The sequence below is a fragment of the Ruminococcus sp. RTP21484sp1_RTP21281st1_A8_RTP21281_210402 genome, assembly GCF_040914025.1.
Classification (GTDB): domain Bacteria; phylum Bacillota; class Clostridia; order Lachnospirales; family Lachnospiraceae; genus Blautia_A; species Blautia_A faecis.
This window is the reverse complement of record NZ_JBCPGE010000023.1, coordinates 65,631-71,630: the sequence shown is the minus strand read 5'-3', so window position 1 is coordinate 71,630 and position 6,000 is coordinate 65,631. Positions and strand designations below refer to the sequence as shown.

The 6,000-nt window shown below is 34.6% G+C and carries 8 protein-coding genes; all 8 read left to right on the top strand.

Annotation, left to right across the window (positions count from 1 at the left end; translation table 11 throughout):
* The first annotated feature begins 1,107 nt into the window (after positions 1–1,107).
* Positions 1,108–1,482 carry a helix-turn-helix domain-containing protein gene (locus AB5170_RS12400; protein ID WP_195983087.1) on the top strand — a complete coding sequence of 125 codons (375 nt, stop codon included), beginning with the start codon at positions 1,108–1,110 and terminating at the stop codon, positions 1,480–1,482.
* Between the two features lie 6 nt (positions 1,483–1,488).
* Positions 1,489–2,232, top strand: a complete 744-nt coding sequence (locus AB5170_RS12395) for a LytR/AlgR family response regulator transcription factor (protein WP_368361599.1) — start codon at positions 1,489–1,491, stop codon at positions 2,230–2,232.
* Positions 2,219–3,535 (top strand): sensor histidine kinase, encoded by a 1,317-nt coding sequence (locus AB5170_RS12390; protein ID WP_368204157.1) that lies wholly within the window; start codon positions 2,219–2,221, stop codon positions 3,533–3,535. Before AB5170_RS12395 ends, AB5170_RS12390 begins: the two co-directional genes overlap by 14 nt.
* Before the next feature lie 122 nt (positions 3,536–3,657).
* Complete coding sequence (locus tag AB5170_RS12385) at positions 3,658–4,053, top strand: hypothetical protein (protein ID WP_173770348.1); 396 nt, start codon at positions 3,658–3,660, stop codon at positions 4,051–4,053.
* A gap of 143 nt (positions 4,054–4,196) precedes the next feature.
* Positions 4,197–4,346, top strand: a complete 150-nt coding sequence (locus tag AB5170_RS12380; RefSeq protein ID WP_144167533.1) for a cyclic lactone autoinducer peptide — start codon at positions 4,197–4,199, stop codon at positions 4,344–4,346.
* A 1-nt stretch (position 4,347) separates the two neighbouring features.
* Complete coding sequence (locus AB5170_RS12375; RefSeq protein ID WP_144167535.1) at positions 4,348–4,923, top strand: accessory gene regulator ArgB-like protein; 576 nt, start codon at positions 4,348–4,350, stop codon at positions 4,921–4,923.
* A gap of 253 nt (positions 4,924–5,176) precedes the next feature.
* Positions 5,177–5,617 carry an RNA polymerase sigma factor gene (locus AB5170_RS12370; protein WP_144167538.1) on the top strand — a complete coding sequence of 147 codons (441 nt, stop codon included), beginning with the start codon at positions 5,177–5,179 and terminating at the stop codon, positions 5,615–5,617.
* On the top strand, positions 5,601–5,852 hold the full coding sequence (locus AB5170_RS12365; RefSeq protein ID WP_144167540.1) for a helix-turn-helix domain-containing protein: 252 nt from the start codon (positions 5,601–5,603) through the stop codon (positions 5,850–5,852). Before AB5170_RS12370 ends, AB5170_RS12365 begins: the two co-directional genes overlap by 17 nt.
* Positions 5,853–6,000: the final 148 nt, after the last annotated feature.

The following is a 6,000-nucleotide window of genomic DNA, read 5'->3' as shown; positions in this document are numbered from 1 at the left end:
AGATCGAACGTCGTGCAAACGAATCAAATCAATCATATGTGAATTGTCAAGGTGCTCCGGCTACTGAAAAGTAGTCGGGGATTTTTCTATCATACCTAAAAATTAAGCGCTTACATATTATTGACTAATATCTTAAAGTTTTGTGACATAAAAATGAAGCAGCAAGAGTGTTGATTTCTTAAAATAGCATATTCATGATTTACTTGTCTGTCAAACGGATTAATGTGTATACTGTCATAAGACTACAAAAAGAAAAAGTCTCAGAGTACCCTTCTTGGAAAGTTGTGTACTCTGAGACACGGTAAAAAAACCATGATTATTATATCAGAATACACAGAATATACACTGATATACAAGGTGAACTCCGGTATGTTTTATTGTGAGCAATGAGGACACGCCTGTTTTTGAGAGTACTTTGAAGTGTCACGATAGTTTCCGTGGTTTCAGGTGAACTCTGTCTTTAGGATTTCGCACTATATTATTTTGAACTTAGATTTCATATACTTTCATTTGTCGTAAGAGATGAATAGCTTACCATTTGTCAGCATAATTGCTGGCTTTTTTTTTTGGGGAAAGTGCTTAGTTTGGATTTTGGGCATAAAAATAGACGTTTTTGATTTAGAAGATATAGAACCTTTCTTCAGCAAAACGTCATCGCCAAAGTCATCGAATTCATGTAAAAAATAATCTATGTTCAGAAGTTTATCTTCACTTATGTCACAGACTTCATCAGAGGTCATTCCTTCAGAGGTTCCTGGATAGGAAGGGTCACTGTAACAATACTGCTTAATCGGGAGATAAGTTCATAATGAGCATCCTTTGCAGCATAACTTATTGAAATAAAAGTTACTTTAACACAGGAAATAATTACATGGAAAAATTTTTGAGTAGTTATTGTGATAACCTATATTCACATAATCCCCAATATTGATAGATTTTTATCTTTTTAAGTGTCCGTACATAGAAAAGGTTGCCATGATTTTCGTTGACAGTAAGTATATATAAGATGATGGATATAATAATGTAATTGATTACTTCTATTATTTGTATCACAAGAAGCTTATTAGGGTAGCATATATCTATAATATGCTTAAGAGGTAACCAATTATGGAGAGTCGTATCAAACAACTTCGTGAAAACAGAGGACTAATACAGGAGATTTTAGCTTCTGAATTAGGAATTACACAACAAATGCTTAGTAAATATGAAAGAGATGTGTTGTGTATTAAAGTGGATGTGTTAAAGAGGATAGCCGAATATTTTAATGTGACAACGGATTATTTACTGGGAGTTTCAGAAGTGAAGAGAGATTTGCAGGGACAAATGAGGGTGAATAAAACATTGGATGCGTATTATGATCTTGTTGAAATATACAAAGGGCTGGATAAATATGATCAGGAAATGGTATGGTCGATTATGCAGACGGTTAAGAAAACGTGTGAAAAACGTAAAAGAGACAAGCAAAATACGGAAGAGAGTTGATGAAAGATGCTGAATATAGCAATTTGTGATGATGATATTCAGACAACCGGAAGAATGGATATGCTGTTACAGGAAATAGCAAAGCGAAATTTTATGGATGTTGAAATTGAAGTGTTTTGGAATGGAGAGAGTCTTGCGGATGCGGTTGCACAGGGCACTTATTTTGACATAATCTATTTGGACATAATCTATTTGGACATAGAAATGGACAAAGAAGATGGGATTTCGGCAGCTAAAAGAATTAGAGCTTATGATAAAAACGCTCTTATTATTTATGCCACAAGTCATGAAAATCATATGCAGGAGTCTTTTGAAGTTAGACCGTTTCGATTTCTTGTGAAGCCGGTAAGTGAAGAGTTGTTTGAAACTTGTTTTAAATCAGCATACGAAGAAGTGTATTGTGAAGATTCGTATTTTCGGTATAGCTATCAGAGGGTGAATCATAAAATACCAATGCGTGAAATTTTATATTTTGAGAGCAATAAACGTAAAGTATTTATTGTGACGGAAAAAGATACATTTGTCGCATATGGAAAATTAAATGATATAGAGGATAGCCTTAAACAGAGCAAAGTGCCATTTTTGCGTGTCCATCAGTCATATCTTGTAAATTATAAGCATGTAGAAGGACAAGCATATGATTTTGTAATTATGGACAACGGTAAGAAAATTTCAATTAGCGAGGACAGAAGAAAGCTAATAGGTGAACAGTATTGTTCAATGGAGGACACATTTTATGTCGGCGAATAGCATTATTTCATGTGGAACAGATATATTACTTGCTTTATTTGCAGTATATCTGTTCTTTTATTACTTTGATATATTTTTGATAAGGAAAAAAAGAAGGGCATTGACCGTCATGGGAACGGTGGTGTTTGCTACATGGCAGATTGAAATATCCAATGGTAAGATTTTGCCAGCTTATGCAAATATTAGTATTACGATTATTACAGTTCTGTTGGTTGTTGAATTGATATACAAAGGAAAATTTTGGAATAAATGTATTTTCGCAATTGCCTTTAATGCAATTTGGATGTTGATAGAAACAATAAGTGGGAATATACTTTTGACGTACTGCTGTGAATTTACAGATCTTCAGGAATTAGGAACGTTAGGATCAGTTACTTCGAAAATTGTATTTATGATTGCAATTACGGCATTGAAGAGAGTATTTACAAAAGATGAAATCAAAGAGCTTCCAGTGAGATATAGTTTTATGCTCGTATTGATTCCGATAGGTAGCATTTATATTATGAATAATATCTTTATGCTTGGGTATAGGCTCCATAGTAATCGTGCAAATATCCAATCTGCAGTTACTGCCGTTATCTTGTTAGGTGTGAATGTTCTTGTTTTCTATATTTATATAAAATTGGCGGATGATCTGCAGCTAAGAAGAATGACCTCTGTCTATGAACAACAATTAGATTTGTGTGAACGACATCAGCAGGAGAGAGAACTGTCAATACTTCGATTAAGAGATATGAGACATAATATGAAAAACAACCTTGTGTCAATTCTTGCATATGCAGAAAACGGAGATAATGAAAAAATTATTAGATTTGTCAATGAGATAATGGAAGAAGGTGGAATAAAGACATCTACAGTTACAAACAGTGGAAATATTGTTATAGATTCATTGATTGGGTATTGGTATGTTGAGGCAAAGAAAGTGGGAATAGACTTTTCCGTAAATTTAAATATTCCTATGGAAATGCCGTTTAGGGGTGCGGATATTTGCCTGATACTGGGCAATTTATTAGAAAATGCTGTAGAGGCAGCACAAAAAGCGGAGGGTAAAAAGTACATTAGGCTTCACATGAAATATGATAAAAATAACCTGCTGCTATTTGTGGAAAATAATTACAAAGGTGTGCTTATAAAGACGAAAGATAAAAGGTTAAAGTCTACAAAAACAGATGCGGAAAATCATGGTGTAGGTCTCTCATCCGTATATCGAATTGCTGCCAAATATCATGGAGTGGTTACGATTGATGATGATGTGGCAAATCGTTTTTTAATCAGAGTAGTGTTATATGGAAAGCAGGAATAATTACATCAACAGTCGATATTATTGCATTATATTTTGTATTATGGAAAAAAGATATAAAATAAAAAGATAATTTTGGGGAAATGGCGAATGATTTTTTTAGAATGGTATTGTGGTGGTGCGGTATGACGGAAGTGTTATTATTCAGTGATGATGAGAAAATCTTTAATTTGACAAATAGTGTAATAGACGGAAGATATAAATTAACATGGTGTACTTATAAGTCCTTGGAAAAAAAGTTATATCCGTATACGGATATAGTTATTATGTACTTTGATAAAGAAATGGTTAAGAAAGGTACATTTAAAACAATTGTTCAGGTAAAGGGGAGGCTGGGACAAAGGATACCAATCCTTACGCTGATGGAAGAAGGAACACCGCAAAATATTTTTTCAACGTTAATGGCGGGCGCCTATGACTACTTAGAAATAGCCAAGAGTTCAGAGGAGTATAGAAAGAAAATAGAAGATGTTGCCCGATGGAATTGGTATTTAGGAAAATACGGGTTAAAAGAGAAGTAGCAGTGATATAAATGTCGCCGCTACTTTTTATTTTTAAAGGGAAATAGAAAAAGTTACATCAACACTCGTTTTTTTTACAAGAAAGACAAATTCAGTTTTTTTTGTAGTAGTGTAGAGGAAACAAATGAAAGGAGATTCAGATTATGAATTCTAAAAATGTAAAAAAACAGTCAGCTAAAGCATTAGCAAACGTATCTTTGAAACTTGGAAAAATGTCAGCGGATAGTGCATGCTGCTATATCTTCCATCAGCCTAAAATGCCGGAAACACTGAGGAAAATGAAAAAGATGTAACATGAAATATTTTTCTGAAAAACTGACAAGTTATATTGTTAAATCCGGTGCTGTTCCAGAAGAATCATATGAAATATACCAATATGGGTTTCAAATAGGACTTGAAATGTTGAGCTGTCTTTTGGCCTGTTTTGGAATTGCGGTATATTTGCATATGATTCCGGAATTTGCAGTGGTTACAGGAATTTTTATGATGTTGCGCAGTTTTGTTGGTGGAGTGCATCTAAACAGCTTTGATGCCTGCTTTATGTGTTCTGTTACTGTGCAGACATTGGTACTGGTTGTTAATCGTTTGTATACACAACCTTTAAATCTTGCGTGGGGAATAATTGTGTTGAGCAGTGTTCTAATTTGGAATATGGCTCCGGTACAAAGCATTAACCGGGAACTTGATGCAGATGAAAAAAAACACTGCAGAAAGGTAGCTGTAAAAATTATTGTGGGCATATATGTGTTTGCGGGGATTTGTACACTTACTGGGATGAATGCAATAGTGTCTTTGGTTGCAGTGACAATGGCAGCAGTTTTGATTTCACAATATATTGGGGTAGTAAAGTATAAAATAGAAAAGAGATAATAAGCGGGAATAGTAGACGAAATCTATTATTTCCGCTTATTTTATTTGAGGATAAAAGAATCGTTTATTTTTTATAAGCAACACTGTTTCGGTAATGAAAAACGTCTGCTAGGCTTCGGCTCAGGAGGCGTTTCTTATTATAAAGATAAAAAAATTCTTCCAGACCCGAACATCGCGTACTTTCCATACGGGATATGGGTGAAAGGGAAAAGACCTTTGCTCATATCTTGCGATCGGGAAGGAGGTGAACTCTATGGAGCAATCTTCTTCCTATGACGAAACAACGGTCAGGCATCAGTTTGATCGAAAGTGCAAACTGGCGCTGGATGGCGAAGTGGTAGATTATGACAGGCATATGGATTATCGGAGAAAACATGAAATATTGTTTTCAGAACTATCTGAATGTCAGACAGGGAAACTGTCAGTAGTGGATGAATATAATGAAACATCCTACTTTTTTAAAACATGTGAGTATGATGTGAAAGTGAAAAGTTCTTTACTGGCAGAGGCATTGAATGCGTTGACGGATAGAAAAAGAGAAGTAATTCTGCTGTCATATTTTATGGAGATGAGTGATGCTGCGATTGCAAGGAAAATGAATCTTGTTAGAAGTACGGTGCATGAGCACCGGACACGTTCATTGGAATTGCTGAAGCAGATAATGGAGGAAAACAAAAGTGAGTGTAAAAAATAAAAATACAGAAGAAAAATGGCTGCTTCCATTTTGCATTATTGAGGATGCTACAACAGGTAATGTTATGGCAATTAATACGGTAATGAAACATTATGAAGGCTACATAGCAAAGCTGGCAACCAGAAAAATGTATGATGAATATGGAAACGTTCATTACTGCGTAGATAAAACTCTGCGTGACAGATTAGAAGCGAAACTGCTGAAAACGATTTTAGAATTTAAAATAGTACGTTAAGAATGACTGGAAACCAGTATCCCTTTCTGCTGGCTTCTGATAGGAGACATTTAACGTATAAAAGTTGATTTTAAGAAATAAATTGCACCTTGATAACAGAATATTTTATTCTGCGGGACAAATGAAACAGTATAGCCTGGCAGCGGAT